The sequence below is a fragment of the Streptosporangium sp. NPDC048886 genome (genome assembly GCF_055586905.1).
The window spans coordinates 40,165-58,595 of sequence record NZ_JBVJHH010000008.1 but is presented as its reverse complement, the minus strand read 5'-3'; the positions used below and the strand labels follow the sequence as shown (position 1 = coordinate 58,595).

Annotated in this window: 12 protein-coding genes; 8 read left to right on the top strand and 4 right to left on the bottom strand. The window is 74.4% G+C overall.

The genetic code is table 11. The features are described 5' to 3' along the window. Positions 1–35: 35 nt before the first annotated feature. Positions 36–1,352: a D-arabinono-1,4-lactone oxidase gene (locus ACZ6R6_RS11720; protein WP_470092462.1), complete on the top strand. Its 1,317-nt coding sequence runs from the start codon at positions 36–38 to the stop codon at positions 1,350–1,352. 9 nt (positions 1,353–1,361) lie between these two features. Here the strand turns inward: ACZ6R6_RS11720 and ACZ6R6_RS11715 are convergent, their stop codons facing one another. Continuing rightward, a complete protein-coding gene (locus ACZ6R6_RS11715) occupies positions 1,362–2,399 on the bottom strand; it encodes a hypothetical protein (protein ID WP_470092460.1) in 1,038 nt (345 codons plus the stop codon). A gap of 606 nt (positions 2,400–3,005) precedes the next feature. Between ACZ6R6_RS11715 and sepH the strand changes: the two genes are divergently transcribed. Continuing rightward, positions 3,006–4,523, top strand: coding sequence for a septation protein SepH (gene sepH / locus ACZ6R6_RS11710; protein WP_470092458.1), 1,518 nt, complete (start codon positions 3,006–3,008; stop codon positions 4,521–4,523). 187 nt (positions 4,524–4,710) lie between these two features. Here sepH and ACZ6R6_RS11705 read toward each other — a convergent pair whose 3' ends face one another. Together ACZ6R6_RS11705 and ACZ6R6_RS11700 are read right to left on the bottom strand one after the other, a co-directional pair. Further along, the gene (locus tag ACZ6R6_RS11705) at positions 4,711–6,480 is read right to left on the bottom strand and encodes a PH domain-containing protein (protein ID WP_470092456.1); all 1,770 of its coding nucleotides are present in this window, start codon (positions 6,478–6,480) and stop codon (positions 4,711–4,713) included. Next, positions 6,477–7,076, bottom strand: a complete 600-nt coding sequence (locus ACZ6R6_RS11700) for a PH domain-containing protein (RefSeq protein WP_370879709.1) — start codon at positions 7,074–7,076, stop codon at positions 6,477–6,479. The genes ACZ6R6_RS11705 and ACZ6R6_RS11700 overlap by 4 nt, the downstream gene beginning before the upstream one ends. A gap of 142 nt (positions 7,077–7,218) precedes the next feature. On the opposite strand from ACZ6R6_RS11700, the gene ACZ6R6_RS11695 reads away from it, so the two are divergent. From ACZ6R6_RS11695 to ACZ6R6_RS11680, 4 genes are all read left to right on the top strand, one after another. Then, positions 7,219–8,193, top strand: a complete 975-nt coding sequence (locus ACZ6R6_RS11695) for an ATP-binding cassette domain-containing protein (RefSeq protein WP_470092454.1) — start codon at positions 7,219–7,221, stop codon at positions 8,191–8,193. Next, the gene (locus ACZ6R6_RS11690) at positions 8,190–8,996 is read left to right on the top strand and encodes an ABC transporter permease (RefSeq protein WP_470092452.1); all 807 of its coding nucleotides are present in this window, start codon (positions 8,190–8,192) and stop codon (positions 8,994–8,996) included. The genes ACZ6R6_RS11695 and ACZ6R6_RS11690 overlap by 4 nt, the downstream gene beginning before the upstream one ends. 99 nt (positions 8,997–9,095) lie before the next feature. Beyond that, a complete protein-coding gene (locus ACZ6R6_RS11685) occupies positions 9,096–12,206 on the top strand; it encodes an SNF2-related protein (RefSeq protein ID WP_470092450.1) in 3,111 nt (1,036 codons plus the stop codon). Between the two features lies 1 nt (position 12,207). Continuing rightward, positions 12,208–12,543, top strand: coding sequence for a hypothetical protein (locus ACZ6R6_RS11680; protein ID WP_470092448.1), 336 nt, complete (start codon positions 12,208–12,210; stop codon positions 12,541–12,543). A 42-nt stretch (positions 12,544–12,585) separates the two neighbouring features. Here ACZ6R6_RS11680 and ACZ6R6_RS11675 read toward each other — a convergent pair whose 3' ends face one another. Then, positions 12,586–15,978: an AfsR/SARP family transcriptional regulator gene (locus ACZ6R6_RS11675; RefSeq protein ID WP_470092446.1), complete on the bottom strand. Its 3,393-nt coding sequence runs from the start codon at positions 15,976–15,978 to the stop codon at positions 12,586–12,588. 120 nt (positions 15,979–16,098) lie between these two features. Here ACZ6R6_RS11675 and ACZ6R6_RS11670 point away from each other — a divergent pair, with 120 nt between their 5' ends. After that, positions 16,099–16,665: a YbhB/YbcL family Raf kinase inhibitor-like protein gene (locus tag ACZ6R6_RS11670; protein WP_470092444.1), complete on the top strand. Its 567-nt coding sequence runs from the start codon at positions 16,099–16,101 to the stop codon at positions 16,663–16,665. Between the two features lie 183 nt (positions 16,666–16,848). Beyond that, positions 16,849–18,393, top strand: coding sequence for a hypothetical protein (locus ACZ6R6_RS11665; RefSeq protein WP_470092442.1), 1,545 nt, complete (start codon positions 16,849–16,851; stop codon positions 18,391–18,393). The last annotated feature ends 38 nt before the right edge of the window (positions 18,394–18,431 follow it).

Genomic DNA, 18,431 nt, shown 5'->3' with positions numbered 1-18,431 from the left:
TGCGTGCTCCATGACGCCGACAGGCAGGAGCGTGCATGAGCGAGACATTCCGCAACTGGGCCGGGAACCAGTCCGCCACCCCGCAGGAGGTCCGCGTGCCCTCCTCGACGGAGGAGGTGGCGCGGGCCGTACGGGACGCCGCCGCCTCGGGGCGCCGGGTGCGGATGGTCGGCACCGGGCACTCCTTCACCGGGGTCGCGCTGACCGACGGCCTGCTGCTGCGGCCGGAGGCCCTGACCGGCGTCCGCGAGAGCGGCGACGGCTGGGTGACGGCGGCCGCTGGCACACCGCTCCACGTGCTGAACGAGGAGCTCGACCGGATGGGCCTGGCCCTGGCGAACATGGGCGACATCACCGCCCAGACCCTCGCCGGCGCCATCCAGACCGGCACCCACGGCACCGGCCGGGAGGTCGGCGGTCTGGCCGACCAGGTGACCGGGCTGGAGCTGGTGCTCGCCGACGGCGAGGTCGTCACGGTCACCCGCGGCGGCACGGGGAAGGTCCGCGACGGGGTGAGCGAGCAGGATCTGTTCGACGCCGCCCGGGTCGGCCTCGGCGCGCTCGGCGTGGTGACCGCGGTGACCTTCCGGGTGGAGCCGTCGTTCCTGCTGCGCAGCGTCCGGCAGCCGATGACGCTGACCGGGATCCTCGACTCGCTCGACACGATCACCTCGGACAACGAGCACCTGGACTTCTTCTGGCTGCCGCACACCGACACCTGCCTGACCAAGCGGAACAACCGGAGCGCGGGGCCGGCCGATCCGCCCGGCGCCTTCAGGCACTGGCTGGACAACAAGTTCCTGGAGAACACCCTGTTCGGCGCGTTGTGCGGGATCGGCGGGCGCTTCCCCGGCGCGATCCCCCGGCTCAACGCGATCTCGGCGGCGGCGCTGTCGGCCTCGACCCACACCGACACCTCGTACAAGATCTTCACGAGCGTGCGGGACGTGCGCTTCCTGGAGATGGAGTACGCGATCCCGCGCGAGCACCTCGGCCAGGCCCTGCGCGAGACCCGCGACCTCGTGGAACGGCGGGACTGGAAGATCACCTTCCCGGTCGAGGTGCGGGTCACCCCGCCCAGTGACGCGTGGCTGTCCACCGCCTACGGCAGGGACTCGGCCTACATCGCCTGCCACATCTACCGGCCGACGCCGAACCCGGCCTACTTCGAGGGCGTCGAGGAGATCATGACCCGGCTGGGCGGCCGGCCGCACTGGGGCAAGCTCCACACCCGTGACGCGGCCTACCTGGCCACGGTCTATCCCCGGTTCGGCGACTTCCGGGCGCTGCGGGACCGGCTGGACCCGCAGCGCGTGTTCACCAACGACTATCTGGACGCCGTGCTGGGCTGAGACGGCCCCTCAGCGGCCGTCGAGGACGCTCTGCTCCTCGGGCCCCTCGCTCTGCGGACCGCCCTCGTCGGGAGGGGGCAGCTCACTCGGCGGCGGGCCGGTCGGCTGGTCGCTGGGCTCCGGCGACGGGTCGATCTGGGTGGGACCGGGGGTCGGGTCCGGGGCCGGGGTGCGGGTCGGAGTGGCCGAGGGGGTGGGCTCGGCGGGCGGCTCCGACTCCGGCCGCTCGGACTGCCCGGAGTCGGCGGTCGCGGCCGGCCCGGGGGTCCGGTCGGGGGTCGCCGGCGGCGCCGGGCTGGCCGGCCTGGAGTGCTTGACCCGGTCGGGGCTCTTGTCCCGCTTGCCCGCGCCGGGGTTGAGGCTGGTGCCCGACCCCTTCTCCCCCCGGACGGTGCTGGAGACCGGCTGCCCGGTGAGCCCCTCGAACCCCAGGATGGCCCCCATGCCCAGCGCGAACGTCACCACCGCCGTCACCGCCAGCATCCAGACCCTGACGCGGGAGCCGTCGGCGTGGGTGCCGTCGGTGATCCTGGGCAGTTCGGCCGTGGCCGGGTCGACGTCCACCACGACGAGGCCGTTCAGGTCGTCGGCGCTCGGCGCCGTGCCGCCGCCGACGGCCGGGAGCACCGAGGTCGGGGCCTCGGGGTCCGCCGGGGCCGGCCCGCTCACCGGGAACGGCGAGGTCGGGGCGTCCGGATCCACCGCGCCGCCGACGGCCGGGAGCACCGAGGTCGGGGCGTCGGGGTCCGCCGGGGCCGGCCCGCCGGCCCACCGAGCCTGCGCCCCGCCCCGCACGGTGGCCCGCGCGGCCGTCGCCAGCTCGCCCTTGCCCTCCACCTTTCTGGGCGGGTCGTCGGCGGCCTCGTGTCCTCTGAGGAGGGTGAGCTGGGTGCCGGTGCGCTTGAGGTAGTGGGTGTACACGGCGCCGCCGACCGTGCTCCCGACGCTCATCACGGCCGCGCCGATCACCGTACCGGCGACCCCCAGATACGATGCGGCCACCGCCGCCGTCATCGTGGCCAGAGCGCCCCCCACGATCTGCGGCACGCTCAGATCGAATCTCTGCTGGCCGCCCATTCCCCGAATCAGTCCCTTCTCACAAGCTTTCGGTAAAGGGGTGCGTAAAGGCTCCCTCGAAGAATGACGCATCCGCGTGTCCTGTTGTTCCTGTGACCTGTGCGACAGGCAGATTCGCAGACGCCCCGCGCCGCCCAACCCCGAGGGAGTACGCCGGAGATGACATTCTCCTGCCGTCCACACCGACCGCCGCTCCACGCCGCACCGGCTGCCATGATCTCCGGCGACGGTGACGGCCCGGACCGCACCGGACCGCCGCCCCACGCCCCCGTGGCCGCGACACGCCACCCGGGGACCGGCCGGCGGGCCCCGATGTCATCTCCCGGCTATTGGCCGAAGTCCACAACGGCACCCGGCGTTATTGGGGAGAATCCGTCGAGGACCCTGAACGTGCTGCTCCACACCGGTGCCTGCAAGTAGATGAATGGAGCAAATGTGACCGGCGTCACATCGCTGCGAGCCCCATCCAGGAAGGCGATGTTCGGACATGCCGGGTACGGTGCTGGCAGGCAACCGGCACACGCGAGAGACTCAAGGGTCCGGGGGAAGATTGAGCACGACGACGAAGGGACTCGCATGCAGGAGCTCCGACTCGTCGCGGTGAGTGAGGACGGGACCTATCTCGTGCTGGCGACAGCCGGCCGGGGGACCCGGTTCACGCTGCCCGTCGACGACCGGCTCCGTGCTGCCGTCCGCGGCAACTTCTCCCGTCTCGGCCAGTACGAGATCGAAGTGGAGAGTCCGTTGCGCCCCAAGGAGATCCAGGCCCGGATCCGTGCCGGCGAGACCGCGGAGGAGATCGCCGCCACGGCGGGCATCCCGGTCGAGCGGGTGCGGTGGTTCGAGGGCCCCGTGCTCCAGGAACGTGAGTACATGGCTCAGCAGGCGCAGCGCTGCGCCGTGCGGCTGCCGGGCGACTCCGCTCCCGGTCCCACCCTCGGCGACCTGGTCGCCGAGCGGCTGACCCGTCGCGGCGTGCCCGCCGACGAGATCGACTGGGACTCCGCCAAAAGGGACGACAACCTGTGGCGGATCAAGCTCGGTTTCGTTTGGAACGGTCACAGCCGCAACGCCGAGTGGATCTTCGATCCGCGCCGGCGCCACATCACGCCGCACGACGACGAGGCCATGCGCCTGTCCGCCGGCGAATACGTCGAACCGGTCGAGGACTCCATCGTCACGCCGTTCGTGCCGCGCGTGGCCAAGCTCGCACCGGTGCCGCCGCTGGCGCCCGAGCCGCTGAACCAGCCGCCGGTGTCGTTCCCCTCGGTGGTGCGCAACGAGCCCCCGGCCGCTCCGGCCCACGAGCAGCCCGAGCCTCCGGCCGCCTACGAGCAGCCCGAGTCCCCGGCCGCCTACGTGCAGCCGCCGATGCCCCCGCTCCCGGCCGGATACGAGGCGCCGAGGTCCTCGGTGCCGCCGCTGCGCGCCCCGGACCAGCCCGGTTACACACCGGCCAGGGCGCCGGAGCCGGTCAGGAGGCCCGATCCCGCCGTCCACGAGCCGGCCGAGCCCGCCCCGCCGGTCGGCGCCGCCGAGCCGGAGCCGGCGGCCGGGACGGCACCGGCCGCGCCGGAGCCGGCCCGCCTCCCGGAGCCCGAGCCCGTCGCGCCGGCGGTGGCCGCCGCGCCCGAGCCGGTCACCGTGGAGGAGCCGGTCGCCACGCCGGAGCCGGTCGTCGCGGAGGTTCCCGAGACCGCGCCCGAGCCGGCCGCGCCGGAGCCCGTCCGGGAGCAGGCCGCCGAGCAGGAGACGACGGCACCCGAGGCGGCGCCCGACACCGAGGAGCCCGCGGCCGAGCCGGAACCGGCCCGGGAGGCCCCGATAGCCGTGCCGGCGGCACGCGTCAGCGCGGACGAACGGCCTGCTCCGGCCGGACCGGTCAAGGAAGGGGCACGGCAGCCGGACAAGCCCGCGGCGCAGGAGCCCGAGGCCGCCAAGCCCGCGGTGGACAAGCCTGCCGAGGCGCCGAAGCCCGCGGAGCCGCCGAAGCCGGCACCGCCCCCGGCACGGCCGGCGAAGAAGGCCCGGGGACGGCGCGCGTCGGTGCCGACCTGGGACGAGATCATGTTCGGCGCCCGCCGCCAGGACTGACCACAGCGCGGCGGAGCGGGGGTGACCGGAGAGCCGGTCGCCCCCGCTCCGCCGTGTGGACGGGTCACGGATCCACGGAGCGCCCGGAGCACCCGCCGCACGGAGCAGTCACAACCATCCACCGCACGGGCAGATCACAGTGCCACGCCGTACGGAGGGATCACGACCGCTCCGCCGGTCAGGCGGGTCAGGGCCGGGTGGCGGCTCCGCCGGTGCCGAACGGGGCGAGCCAGCCGGGCGTGACCTCGGCGGCGAAGGCCACGCCCTCGGCCTCGCCGACGTCGATCGCCTCGTAGCCGCCGGTGCCCGCGCCGACTCCGGCGACCACGGTCAGCACCCCGGCACGCCGCTGGAACCACGTCTGCCGGAGGGTCCAGCCGACCACGGCCCGCTCCTCCACCACGGCCTGGGAGCGGCGCAGCGACCCCGACCGGACCGACAGGCGGGCCCCGTCGTAGGTATGGCCGAGAGAGCGGTAGCGGTCCAGGCCGAGCGGGACGCCCAGGGCCGCCAGGAGCAGCGCCGGCAGCGCGAGCCCCCACCAGAGCGGGGACCACGTCACGGCGGCCACCGCCGCGCAGGCGGCGACCACCAGCCACGGGAAGACCGCCCGGAACAGCCGGCGCCTGCGCGCCGCCGCCGGGTGGGGCCGCAGCCCGGTGGCGATCGGGCCGATCGCCTCGCCCACCACGTCGAGCACGATGGCCCGCGGCACCACCGGCATCAGCTGCCCCCGGGTCTCGGAGTCGCCGAGACCGGTCACGATCGCCCACGCGCGGGCGAAGCCCGCCCATCGTTCGGCCGGCCCCTCCACCAGCTCGAACCCGCGCACCCTGCGCCGCTCCAGCGACACGCTGCGGCGGGTGACCAGGCCGCGCTCGGCGATGAGATAGCCCTCCCTGGCGCGCAGGGTGAAGTCCCAGTTGAACACGGCGTACATGATCGCGCCGACGACCGGCATGGCGAGCACCAGCAGCACCAGGGCGCCGACGAGGAGGGCGGGGTGCCCCCAGAGCCACTCCCCCGCGCTCACCACGGCCCGTCCGTCGATCTTGAGCTCCGAGCCCCACTGGAAGGCCAGGCCCACGGCACCGGCCACCAGCGCGAACGGGGTCAGCAGGTAGGCCCCCGACAGGGGACCGTAGGCGAGCCACTTGCGCGGCACCACGAAGAACACCCGCTCGGGAGTCGTCTCACCGACCTCGTGACGGGCCGTGGCGGTGACGGCGGTCCCCGTGGGAGCGCCGGAGTCCGTCACGGCGTCGCCGGCCGGGCCGGTCCCCGGGAGCGCGGGATCCGGCCCCGCGCCCGCCCGGGCGGCCTCCTGCGCCTGGGCCCGCCGCGCCATCCGGGCGCGGGCGTGCCACAGGAGCACGGCCTTGAGCCGCTCGGCCTCCTCGACGGTCACCCCGTCGAGCTCGCCCTCCTGCTTCTCGTCACCACCCGCTCCGGTGTCGATCCTCAGCACCGCGATGCCGAGCAGCCGGTGCAGGGGCGGGTTGCTGACGTCGACGCCCCTGATCCGCTCCAGCGGGATCGTCCGCACCGACCTGCTGACCAGCGCCCGGGTGAGCTCCAGCCGGTCGCCGACGACCTGGTAGGTGAAGGTGGCCCAGCGGACGGCGGCGTAGACGACCGAGCCGACGACGCCGAAGGCCGCCCACCCGAACGAGCCCGGCGAGAAGCCGCCGATGAACAGGACGCCGGCCAGCGGCAGGAAGAGCGAGGGCAGCATCCGGATCGGATCCGTCAGCAGCACCTTGGGGCTGAGCCTCAGCCTGGGGCCGGTCGGCGGCGGGCCGTACTCCCGGCCCGCCGGCGCGGCCTGCGGGCCTGGGGGCGGGCCGCCGGGGGTGGCGTCGGAGCGGGCCTCGTCCTGCGCACCCGGCTCCCCCGGAGGGCTCTGCCGCCCTGGAGGCGCCGCGGGAGGACTCCGCCGCTCGGGAGGTTCGGTCATGTGGCGTCGTCCCTCAGCTCCTCGGCCCGCCGGGCGAGCTCCTCGGCCAGGGCCGCGGCGACCTCGTAGTCGAGGCCCTGGATCGTGGACGACCCCGCGTGGGAGGCGGTGCGGATCTCGACCGTGGCCAGCCCGAGCGTCCGCTCCAGCGTGCCCTGCGTCTTGTCCACCGTCTGGATCCGGCTGACCGGGACGAAGGCCCACTCCCTGCTGATCCACCCGGACCGGGCGTAGACCACGTCCCCGCTGAGCTCCCACCGGTGCACGGCGTAGCGCCAGAAGGGCTCGACGATCGCGGCCGGCACGACGAGCACCGCCACCACGGCCGGCAGCCACCAGACGCCGTCCAGCGCCCAGCCGGGCAGCCAGGACCACCGGCCGCCGTCGGCCCACCGGGCCAGCAGGAAGGATCCGCCCACCAGCACGACGGCCCAGAACGCCTGTTCCAGCAGCCACAGCGTGACGGCCTTGCGGGAGACCGGGTTGGCCGGGGCGCGCAACGGGACGCGATCGCCTCCCGGGGGCCGCGCGCCCGCCCCGCCTGCCGCCGGGGCGCCGTTCGTGACATCCCTGTGCTCATCGGCTCGGTCGCTCACGCTGTCAGCCTAGAGGGTCGGGCGGGCGGCCCCTCGTGTCAGCGATCTGTCAGCGGGCCCCACCGGGGTCAGCGGGCGATCAGAGAAGTGTCAGTGGGGCGGTGCACTCTGGTGGCCCGATCACTAGGAAGAGGTGCCGATCATGCGATACGCCATTCAGGCGGAGGGTCTGGTGAAGCGTTACGGGGAGACCCGTGCCCTCGACGGGGTCGATCTCCTCGTGCCGCAGGGACGGCTGCTCGGCGTCCTGGGGCCCAACGGGGCGGGCAAGACCACCGCCGTGCGGATCCTGGCGACGCTGCTCCGCCCCGACGGAGGCAGGGCGTCGGTCGGCGGGTTCGACGTGACGGAGCAGGCCCACCAGGTGCGGTCGCTGATCGGCCTCACGGGACAGTACGCCGGGGTCGACGAGACGCTCACCGGCGTGGAGAACCTGGTGATGCTCGGCCGCCTGCTCGACCTGTCGCGGGCCGCCGCCCGGGCGAGGGCGGCCGAGCTGCTGGAGCGGTTCGAGCTGACGCACGCCGGGAGCCGGGCGGCCAAGACCTACTCGGGCGGCATGCGCCGCCGCCTCGACCTGGCGGCCAGCCTGGTGGGACGGCCCCAGGTGCTGTTCCTCGACGAGCCGACCACCGGCCTCGACCCGCGCAGCCGCACCGAGCTGTGGAGCGTGGTGCGCGACCTCATGGCCGACGGGGTGACGGTGCTGCTCACCACCCAGTATCTGGAGGAGGCCGACCAGCTCGCCGACGACATCGTGGTGTTCGACCACGGCAGGGTGATCGCCTCGGGCACCTCCGACGAGCTGAAGGCGACCACCGGGGCGCAGGTCCTGGAGGTCCGGCCGCTCCGGCCCGACCAGCTCGACCTGGTCGTCCAGGTCGTCGCCGACGTCGTCGGTGACACCCCGGCATCGGCCGGCGGGAAGGTCGTGGCGTCGGTGCACGACCCCGCGGTGGTGCCGGCGATCGTGCGGCGGCTGGACGACCTCGGGGTCGTCGCCTCCGAGCTCGCCCTGCGCAAGTCCAGCCTCGACGAGGTCTTCCTGGCCCTGACCGGTCACCCCGCCGAGGACGAGCCCGCCGGAACCATGAAGGACGAAGAGGTGTTCGCATGACCACGACGACCGCACCGGTCCCGGCCGCTGCCAGGCGTCCCGGCCTGTCGGCCGGGTTCCGCCAGACGATGACGCTCACCTGGCGCAGCCTGGTGCAGATCAAGCACAACCCCATGGAGCTGCTCGACCTGAGCGTGCAGCCGGTGATGTTCCTGCTGCTGTTCACCTACGTGTTCGGCGGCGCCATCGCCGGGAGCACCGGAGACTACCTGCAGTTCGCGCTGCCCGGCCTGGTCGTGCAGAACGCGCTGTTCGCCACGTTGACCACGGCGATCGGCCTCAACACCGACATCACCAAGGGCGTCTTCGACCGGCTGCGCAGCCTGCCGATCGCCCGCACCGCGCCGCTGGCGGGCCGGATCGTCGCCGACACCGCCAAGCAGCTCTGGGCGCTGTTCCTGTTCCTCGGGATCGGCACGATCCTCGGCTTCCGGATCCAGACCGGAGTGACCGGCGTGCTGGGCGCGGTGGCGCTGCTGCTGGTCTTCGCGCTGGCGATGTCCTGGATGTCGGTGCTCATCGGCCTCAAGGCGAAGGATCCGGAGAAGGTGCAGATCTTCGCATTCTCCCTGATGATGCCGTTGACGTTCACCAGCAACGCGTTCGTGCCGACCGACACGATGCCCGGCTGGCTGCAGGTGTGGGTGAACGTCAACCCCGTGACGCAGCTCGCCGACGCCGTCCGCGGGCTGCTGATCGGCGGCGAGGTCGCCGGAGCGGCGGTCAGCTCGCTGCTGTGGGCCGCCGCGCTGGCGGTGGTCTTCGCTCCTCTGGCGATCCGCGCATTCCGCAGCCGGGCCTAACCTGTCGGGACGCCGCGGACCGTCTGTCGGGACGCCGCGGACTGCGGAAGGCGGCCCGGACGCCGCGGAGAAGCATCGAAGAGAAACCGGAGTGATCGCGTGTTGGTGGTTCACGGCGCATGGGTGGACGGGCGGCTGGGGGTCTGGGCGGAGGACACCGCCCGGGCCCCCGGCCCCGCCTCCCGGGCCACGCTCCGCCCCCATCCGTTCGCGGCCCCCGCGGCGGTCCTGGCCACGGCCCTCGGCGTGACCGGCCCGGCCGCGACGGCCGCCGGGGAGACCTCCGCCGGAGGCGGGACCGAGGTGGGGCGGGGGGCCGAGGAGCGCGAGCTGACCATCCTGCTCCCCGGTTCCACCAGGGGCCCGCTGCCCTCGCCCGAGTCCGGGCTCACGGGCTCGGCGCGCACCCCGAGGATCTCCGCCTGGCGCGTCCCCGCGCTGCTGCTCCCCCCGGCCGGGGCGCTCCGCCTGCTCGGCTCCCTGTCCGGTCCGGAGGCGGGCGCGGGCCGGTCCGGCCTCGGCTCGGAGCAGACGGGCGGGGGCGCGCAGGGGCTCGAATGGGGTCCCGGGCTCTCCCTGCGCTACTTCGCCGTGGTCGCCGAGCACGCGCGCGCCCTGGTGCGGCGCGGCCGGATCCTGCCCCAGCTCGTCCTGGAGGACGGCGGCCGGGCCGCCCGCTGGCGGCCCGTGCTCACCGGCGCCGACCCGGCGGCGCTCGGCGACCTCGCCGCCGCCATGCCGCCGGTCTGCCGGGCGGTGGCCGGGGAGCGCCCGGCCGGGGACGTGCTGCACGAGGCCCTGGACGGCCTGGTGGACGGCGCGGCGCGCCTGGCGCTGCCCGACCGCCTCATCCTCGGCCACCGGCCGGGGGCCAAGGCGCCCCTGCCCGACCGCTGGCTGTACGCGCTGACCGGCGAGGACGCCGCGCTCCCCGGCGCCAGACCCGCCGAGGTGACGCCGCTCGCCGACGCGCTCGACGCGTGGTACGCCTCGGCGCACGAGCTGGACGGGCCGGTCCGGGCCTGCTTCCGGCTCATCGAGCCCGTCGGGGAGGGCACGTCCTGGAAGGTGGAGTTCGGCCTCGCCCCCAGCCCCGCCGGGCCCGGCGACGCGGACGGGGCCGGGGAGGCGGCCGGTTACCTGTCGGCCGACCGGATCCGGGCCGGGGAGCGGGCCCCCTGGCTGCCCGAGCGGCCGCAGGAGGTCCTCCGCGCCGACCTGGCCCGGGCCGTCCGCCTCCACCCCGACCTCTACAGCGCGCTGCGCGACCCCGAGCCGTCCGGCCTGGCCGTCGAGACGGCCTGGGCGTTCTCGTTCCTGCGCAACGGCGCCCCCATGCTGAGGGCCGCCGGCTACGGCGTGCTGCTGCCGGCCTGGGCGGGGCGCCAGGGGCTGGGCCTGAAGCTGACCACTCGGACGGTCGCCGGCGAGGAGGGGTCCGGCCTGGACCGGCGGGTGAGTTTCCGGCTGGACGTCGCCATCGGCGACCACACGGTCACCGAGGAGGAGCTGGCCGGGCTGGCCCGGCTCAGGATCCCCCTGGTCCAGGTCAAGGGCCAGTGGATCGAGCTGGACGACCAGCAGCTCAAGGCGGCGCTGAAGGTCGTCGAGCAGCGCGGCGGCGGCGAGCGGACCGTGGGCGAGGTGATCCGCGAGGTCGTGGAGGGCGGTGACGAGGACCTGCCGCTGGTCGCGGTGGACGCCGACGGCCTCCTCGGCGATCTCCTCTCCGGCGAGGCCGAGCGCCGGCTCACCCCGGTCGGCGCGCCCAGGGGCCTGAAGGGGACGCTCCGCCCCTACCAGGAGCGCGGCCTGTCATGGCTGAGTTTCCTGTCGGATCTGGGGCTGGGCGGCATCCTCGCCGACGACATGGGGCTCGGCAAGACCGTGTCCACCCTCTCCCTGCTGCTGTCCGAACGCGAGGGCGGCACGCCCCCGCCGACGCTGCTGATCTGCCCGATGTCGCTTGTCGGCAACTGGCAGAAGGAGGCGGCCAGGTTCGCCCCCTCGCTGCGGGTCCACGTCCACCACGGCGGCACGCGCAAGCGGGACGGCGAGCTGGCGGCGGCGGTGCGGGAGGCCGACCTGGTCGTCACCACGTACGGCACGGCACTGCGGGACCTGGGGGCGCTGGCGGCCCTGGAGTGGGGCAGGGTGGTCTGCGACGAGGCCCAGGCGATCAAGAACAGCGGGGCGCAGCAGTCGCGGGCGGTGCGGTCGATCCCGGCCCGCACCCGTCTGGCGCTGACCGGCACCCCGGTGGAGAACCGCCTGTCGGAGCTCTGGTCGATCATGGAGTTCTGCAACCCCGGGCTGCTCGGCCCGGCCAAGCGGTTCCGCAGGCGCTACCAGGAGCCGATCGAGGCACGGCGCGACGAGCACGCCACCCGGGCGCTGAAGCGGGCAACCGGGCCGTTCGTGCTGCGGCGCCTCAAAACCGACCGGTCGATCATCTCCGACCTGCCGGAGAAGCTGGAGATGAAGGTCTGGTGCACGCTCACCCCGGAGCAGGCGGCGCTGTACAGGGCCGTGGCGAACGACATGCTGGACAGGATCGACGGCTCCCGGGGCATCGAACGCCGGGGCAACGTGCTGGCCACGATGACCCGGCTCAAGCAGATCTGCAACCACCCCGCCCACCTGCTCAAGGACGGCTCGCGGCTGGCCGGCCGGTCGGGGAAGCTGGCCCGCCTGGAGGAGCTGGCGGAGGAGATCGTCGAGGAGGGGGACAAGGCCCTGGTGTTCACCCAGTACACCGAGTTCGGCTCCCTCCTGCAGCCCTACCTGGCCGCCCACCTGGACCGGCCGGTGCTGTGGCTGCACGGCGGGCTGTCCAAGAACAGGCGGGAGGAGCTGGTGGAGCGCTTCCAGCGCGACGACGAGCCGATGCTGTTCCTGCTGTCGTTGAAGGCGGCCGGCACCGGCCTCAACCTGACGGCCGCCAACCACGTGATCCACGTGGACCGCTGGTGGAACCCCGCGGTGGAGGACCAGGCGACCGACCGGGCCTTCCGGATCGGCCAGCGGAGGAATGTCCAGGTCAGGAAGTTCGTCTGCGTGGACACACTTGAGGAGCGGATCGACGAGATGATCGAACGGAAGAAGGCGCTCGCCGAGCGCGTGGTCGGCACCGGCGAAGACTGGATCGCCGACCTGTCCACCGAGCAGCTGCGCGAGCTGTTCCAGCTCGGCCCCGGGGCGGTGAGCTGACATGACCGACGGCGACGACGCGCTCTCACCGGCCGGACCGGCACCGGGCGCCCCCTGCGAGGGACCCGGCCCCGTGGCCGCCGGACCGGCGCCGGGGGCGCTCTCCGGCGGACCCGCCCCCACGGCCGCTCCGGAGCCGGAGGCGCCCTTCGACGGGCGGCCGGCCGGCTTCTACTCCCCCGGCGTCTCGCTGAGCCGGCTGCGGCCGCGGCCGGACGCCGCGGCGGCCCCCGCGGACCTGCTGCTGCGGGCGCTGGAGCCGCCGCCGGTCAAAGTACGGCACATCCCCCTCGTCGACCTGCTGCGGAGGCACTACCGGGAGCTGGGCGGCGAGTAGGGCACCCCGCCGCCGCGCGCCTGGCCCGCGCGGGCGGCGCGTCTAGCCCGCGAGGGCGATGATCTCCTCCCGGGACAGCAGGCGGCCGCGCTCGTAGCAGCGGGAGTATTCCCGCCGGCCGAGCGCGGCGACCGTGCGCTCGGTGATCCGCACGTGGTCGAAGTCGACCACCGCGTCGATGCCCCGGACCGCCGCGGCGCCGCCCAGGAGCACGGCCGCGGTGGCCGGGTCGCCCTCCGACAGCACCAGCCCGGCGCAGCCGATCAGCACCAGGCCCAGCACGGCCACCTCCCGCGTCTCCGCGGCCTGCGCCAGCGCGGTGTCGAGCAGCCGCCGGCTGCGGACCAGGTCGCCCTCCTGCTCGGCCAGCAGGCCCAGCGCCGTGTTGATCGAGGCCCGGGAGTGCAGCGGGATGCTGGGGGTCTCGTCGATCACGCGCATGGCCTCGGCGTAGTAATGCCTGGCCTCGTTGAGCTTGCCGTCCTCACGGGCGAAATCTCCCCGGGCGCTGAGCAGGTTCAGTGCGGCGATCCGGTCCCCGTTGCCGATGGCGGCGCGGAGGGTCTCCTCCAGGAGCTCCTCCGCCGCCGCCCGGTCTCCGGCGAGGTTTAGCCCCAGCGCCAGGCGCCCCCGCATGTAGGCGACCTCCTCGACCGCGCCGAGCTCCTCCATCAGGGCGAGCGCCTCGTGGACCTCCTCCAGCGCCCGTTCGGGCTCGCCGTGCAGGAAGTCCAGATCCGACAGGGAGGCGAGCACGTTGGCGACGCCCCAGCGGTCCCCGATGGCCCGGAAGTCGCGCAGGGCGGCGGACAGCTCGGTCCTGCTCTCGGGGATACGGCCCGCGAACAGGTGCTCGAACCCCCGGAACAGCCGTGCCGAGGTGGTCACCCAGGGGTCGGGGTGGGCGAACATCTCGTCGAGATAGAGGTCGTTGTCCGCGGACAGGCCCGAGAACAGCGCGAGGACCGGGCTCGCCATCACGACCAGGGGGTGCCACGGCCGGGGCAGCGTCTCGGGCGCCAGCCGTACGACCTCCTCCAGCTCGGCCCGTGCCGTGTCGAGCTCGATCCCCGCGCCCACCGCGTTGGACCCGTAGCAGGCCCGGGCCAGGGCGAGCGAGACGGGGTCGGCGCCCTCTCCGGCCAGCCTGAGCACCTCCCGGGCGCGGTGGGCGCCCTCGACCCGGTAACCGCGCAGCCACCAGTACCATCCCAGGGCGCCGACCAGCCGCAGCGCCAGGTCGGTCCGGGCCACCTCGACGGTCCAGCGCAGCGCGGCCGTCAGGTTGTCGTGCTCGGCGGCCATCTGGGTGATGACGGCGAGCTGCCGGTGATCGCGGAGGCCGGGATCCGAGGTCTCGGCCAGCTCGGTGAAGAACATCGCGTGGGCCAGCCGCACGCGGCCCTGCTCGCCCGACTCGGCCAGCCGCTCGGCGGCGTAGGCGCGGATGGTCTCCAGCATCCGGTAGCGGACGACGGTGTCGTGGCTGTGGGCCACCACCAGGGACTTGTCCACCAGCCGGGCCAGCACGTCGAGCACGTCGGCCCGGTCCAGGCCCTCCCCCGAGCAGATCTCCTCGGCGCAGTCGAGAGCGGCGCCCCCGGCGAAGACGGACAGGCGGCGGGCCAACACCCGCTCCTGCCCGTCCAACAGATCCCAGCTCCATCCGACCACCGCGCGGAGCGTCTGGTGGCGGGGCAGCGCCGTACGGCTGCCGCCGGTCAGCAGGCGGAAGCGGTCGTCGAGCCGGTGCGCGATCTGCTCGGCCGACAGCGAGCGGAGGCGGGCGGCCGCCAGCTCGATGGCGAGCGGCATGCCGTCGAGCTCCCGGCAGATCCGCACCACCGCGCCGGCCTCGTCCTCGGGCCGGTAGCCGGGCCGGACGGCCGCGGCGCGCTCGGCGAACAGGCGGACGGCCGGGTAGCCGAGGGCCTCGCCCGGGTCTCCGCCGCTCGGCGGGAGCCCGAGCGGCGGCACCGGCCAGGTCAGCTCTCCGGTGATGCCGAGGGGTTCACGGCTGGTGGCCAGGATGCGCACCCCGGGACAGCCCGCGAGCACCCGGTCGGCGAGCTCCGCCGCCGCCTCGACCACGTGCTCGCAGTTGTCCAGGACGATCAGCAGCCGTTTCCCGGTGAGTCCCGAGACGAGGCGGGCCAGCGGATCGCGGCGGGCGGGCACGGGGATCGCGCCGTGGCCGGCGGCGGACGCCTGCGGCGGAGGGTCGCGCAGCTCCAGCGCCGAGAACACGGTCTGCGGGACCTCCGACGGCTCGGCCACCGGGGCGAGCTCGACCAGCCACACCCCGTCGGGCATCCGGCCGGCGACCGCCTCGGCCGACTCGACGGCCAGCCTGGTCTTGCCCGCGCCGCCGGGGCCGAGCAGGGTGACCAGCCGGTTGTCGGCGAGGAGTCCGGCCGTCCGCGCCAGGTCGCGCTCGCGGCCGACGAAGCTGGTGAGCCTGGCTGGCAGGTTGCCCCGCCGCGGGGCCTCGCCGGGCGGTGGGAGCCCCGGACCGCTCCCGCCGGGCGGCGGGGCCTCCGGGCCGCTCCGGACCGGCGGGCCGCTTCCAGCGGGCGGCGGACGCCTGCCGTCCTCGGCCGGCGGACGCCTGCCGTCCTCGGCCGGCGGCCGGGACCCCGGACCGTCCTCGCCGGGCGGCGGGGCCGCCGGGCCGCTCCGGGGCCGCAGGCCGGTCTCGGCCCATTCGCGGCGCAGCATGGCGAGGTGGAGGCCGGCCAGCTCGGGTGAGGGGTCCACGCCGAGCTCGCCGGCGAAGACCAGCCGGGCGTCCTCGTAGGAGGCCAGAGCCTCGACGTGGCGGCCCGAGCCGTACAGGGCGCGCATGAGCTGGCCGCGCAGCCGCTCGCGCAGCGGGTGGGCGGCGATCAGGGCGGGCAGCTCCGCGACGGCCTCGGCCTGCCGTCCGAGCAGCAGGTCGGCCTCGACGCGGTCCTCGACGGCGGCCAGGCGGAGGGTCTCCAGCCTGGTGATCGCGGCGGCGACGGCGTCGTTGCCCGCCAGGTCGGCCAGGGCGGGCCCGCGCCACAGCGCGAGCGCGGCCCGGAGCGCGGTCGCGGCGTCGGCCGGGGCGCCCGCCCCGAGGGCCGCGCGGCCCTCGGCGGCCAGCCGGGCGAACCGGTGGGCGTCCACCCGGTCGGGATCGACGGCCAGCCGGTAGCCGGCCGCGTCGGCCTCCACCAGTCCGCGCTGATCGCCCAGCGCGCCGCGCAGCCGGGAGATCAGAGCCTGCAGCGCGTTGCCCACCGCGTTCGGCGGGCGCTCCTCCCACACTCCGGCGACCAGCCGGCCGACGGGCACGGTCCGGCCGGCGTCGAGAAGGAGCAGGGCGAGGAGGGTCCGCAGGCGCTGCCCGGCGATCTCCGCCGCCTCTCCTCGCCGGCGGATCTCCAGGGGGCCGAGGATGGCGAAGGTCATTTCCGTGTCCAACCTCACCCCCTCCATCCTTCGATTCTGTCCGATTCCCGGGCATTTCCGAGCCATGGAACCTCGCGATCCGGTCTGCGCATCTTCCAGACCCGCGTAGCATCATCGGGCATGGGGCAGCCGAATACGTCTACGCGCCGCCCGCGGCGGACCGTCGGAACGGTGCTCGCCGCGGCGTTCGTCGTCGTCTCCTCCGGCTGCGGGATGGTGGGCAGCTCCGCCTCGGCCGACAGGCTGCAGCTGGAGCCGATCAACGTCTCGAGTCCTCGGTTGAAGGACGGCGCTCCGCTGCCGTCCGACTACTCGTGCAACGGCTCGGTCGGCAACCCGCCACTGCGCTGGTCGGGGGTGCCGGACAGCACGAAGTCCGTCGCGATCGTGGCCGACAACAACGCGCGCGCCGGTGGAGAGGTGAACTGGGTCGTGTTCGACATCGACCCGCGTACCAACGAACTGGCCGAGAACAGCGTCCCGGTGGGAGCTGTGGAAGGAAGCACGACAGGCGGCAAGGTGGGCTACACCCCTCCATGTCGCGCCCGGGAGAACTATCGTTTCACTGTCTACGCGCTCGACGGCAAGGTCGACCTTAAAAAGGGCGCCTCCCTCGACAAGACCTTGAAGAGCATCGCGGACAAGACGATCGCCTGGGGACGGCTCACCACGGCGCACATCGAGTGACAGGCCAAACACCGGAGGTATTAATGGTTACCAATTCTTCACTTAGGGTGTGACAACGCTCATAGTGGTCCGACACAATCAGATCCAATGTCCGAGCGCAGGTGATGCAAGGGGGCAGGTCGCGTCGATGGCCGCGCGACCTCACCGGCGCCGCTGGAAGGCCATGGCCTTGAGGGTGGTGCAATGATCGCGGTCGTAGTAAGTCTGGTCGCCGTCGTGCTCCTCGTGCTCGTCGTCGTGGCACTGGGAATGCGGTCGATGAACCGCAGGGAGAGCGCGCTCCCTGCGGAACGCCTGCGCGAGATGGCGGAGAAGGAGGCGCAGACCCCCACCACGTCCATCGACGACTTCGCCACGCGTGAGCCGAAGATGAACCATTTCTCGCCCGACCTCACCCCGTTCGACGAGCCCAAGCCGCCGCGCCCGCCGCGCCCGGCGGGCTCGCGCGGCAAGCGGGGCGTGAACGAGTTCGGCCAGGCCGACGACTACGACGACGACTACTGGACGCGGCTCCAGGCTGACGAGGGCGGTTTCGGAGGGTCCTTGGCAGCTCGGATGGGCGCCAGCCGTCCCGTCGGCGAGGACGGCCCGCCCCAGGCGGACGCCGAGGCGACCATGCAGGTGCCGCTGCCGAGCCGGTCCCAGACTCCCCGGGCGGACGCCGACGCGGTGACCGTGCAGGCCCCGCTGCCCAACCGGAAGCCGCCGTCCCGCCCCCCGGCCGCGCCCGCGCCGGCCGTCGCCTCCTCCTCCCTGCCCTCGGGCCTGGCCGATCTGGTCGGTCCGGTCCAGCCGGAGCCGGCCCCCACGACCGCCGCGCTCGCCGAGCAGAAGACGGTGACCTTCGCGGCCCCCACGCCCGGCGCCTTCGGCGAGGGCCGCGCCCCGCGCCCGAACACCCCGCGCTCCCGCCGGAGCAGCCGCGGCTCCGCCTCGGGCGGCGCCCCCGGCAAGGGCACGCCCTCCCGGCCCGACCCGTTGAGCGACCCGCTGGGCGGCCCCTACCCGCGCGGCACCGGTCCGGTGACCTCCAGCGGCTCGATGCCCGCCCTCGGCGCGACCGGCGGGCCCCTCGGCCCCGAGGCCGGCGCCGGTCCGCTCCCCCCGATGCCTCCGATGGGCCCCACGACCAGCGGCGGTTTCCCCGCGTCACCGAGCGCGGACCCGCTCGCGGCGCCGTACGGCGCGGCGCCCGAACCGCCCAGGCCCATCTCCGACAACCCCTGGGCCCAGGCCACCGCCCCGGGCTCCGGGGGATGGCCGGCCGCCAACACCGCCGACATCCTCGACGACCCGGCGCCGTCCTACAGCTCCTACCAGACGCCGGTCTACAACGCTCCGCCCGCGGCCTCCTATGAGGTCAGCTCCGGCTGGGCCACCATCGACGACGACGCGCTCACCGGCCCCACCCCGGCGCTGTCGACCCCGACGGGCCCCTCCCGCAGCGTCTCCCCCTACGACGACCGCACGGCCGAGGCGCGGCCCGGGCCGGGCTACGGCTACGATCCCGCCCAGCGCGCCACCCCGGCGGCCCCGGCGGCCCCGGCCGCCTGGCCGGAGCCCGCCTCCGGCGGCGGTGACGGCGCCAACGCGGCCTGGCCCAGCTACGGCGACCTCTACGGCACCGGCCCCACCGGGACCGCCGCCGTCCCCGACGATCAGGGCCACGGTTCCCGGGGCAACCACCACCGGGCACAGGAGCCGGACTACCCCGACTATTACCGCTGATTTCTCCCGCTCTGCGTAAAGGCCGCTGATAACCGCCC

What these genes read in the sequence shown, in the direction of transcription:
- ACZ6R6_RS11665 (WP_470092442.1), top strand. Translation starts at nt 16,849, where the DNA reads ATGATCGCGGTCGTAGTAAGTCTGGTCGCCGTCGTGCTCCTCGTGCTC.
- ACZ6R6_RS11675 (WP_470092446.1), bottom strand. Translation starts at nt 15,978, where the DNA reads ATGACCTTCGCCATCCTCGGCCCCCTGGAGATCCGCCGGCGAGGAGAG.
- ACZ6R6_RS11695 (WP_470092454.1), top strand. Translation starts at nt 7,219, where the DNA reads ATGCGATACGCCATTCAGGCGGAGGGTCTGGTGAAGCGTTACGGGGAG.
- ACZ6R6_RS11680 (WP_470092448.1), top strand. Translation starts at nt 12,208, where the DNA reads ATGACCGACGGCGACGACGCGCTCTCACCGGCCGGACCGGCACCGGGC.
- ACZ6R6_RS11720 (WP_470092462.1), top strand. Translation starts at nt 36, where the DNA reads ATGAGCGAGACATTCCGCAACTGGGCCGGGAACCAGTCCGCCACCCCG.
- ACZ6R6_RS11705 (WP_470092456.1), bottom strand. Translation starts at nt 6,480, where the DNA reads ATGACCGAACCTCCCGAGCGGCGGAGTCCTCCCGCGGCGCCTCCAGGG.
- ACZ6R6_RS11670 (WP_470092444.1), top strand. Translation starts at nt 16,099, where the DNA reads ATGGGGCAGCCGAATACGTCTACGCGCCGCCCGCGGCGGACCGTCGGA.
- sepH (WP_470092458.1), top strand. Translation starts at nt 3,006, where the DNA reads ATGCAGGAGCTCCGACTCGTCGCGGTGAGTGAGGACGGGACCTATCTC.
- ACZ6R6_RS11690 (WP_470092452.1), top strand. Translation starts at nt 8,190, where the DNA reads ATGACCACGACGACCGCACCGGTCCCGGCCGCTGCCAGGCGTCCCGGC.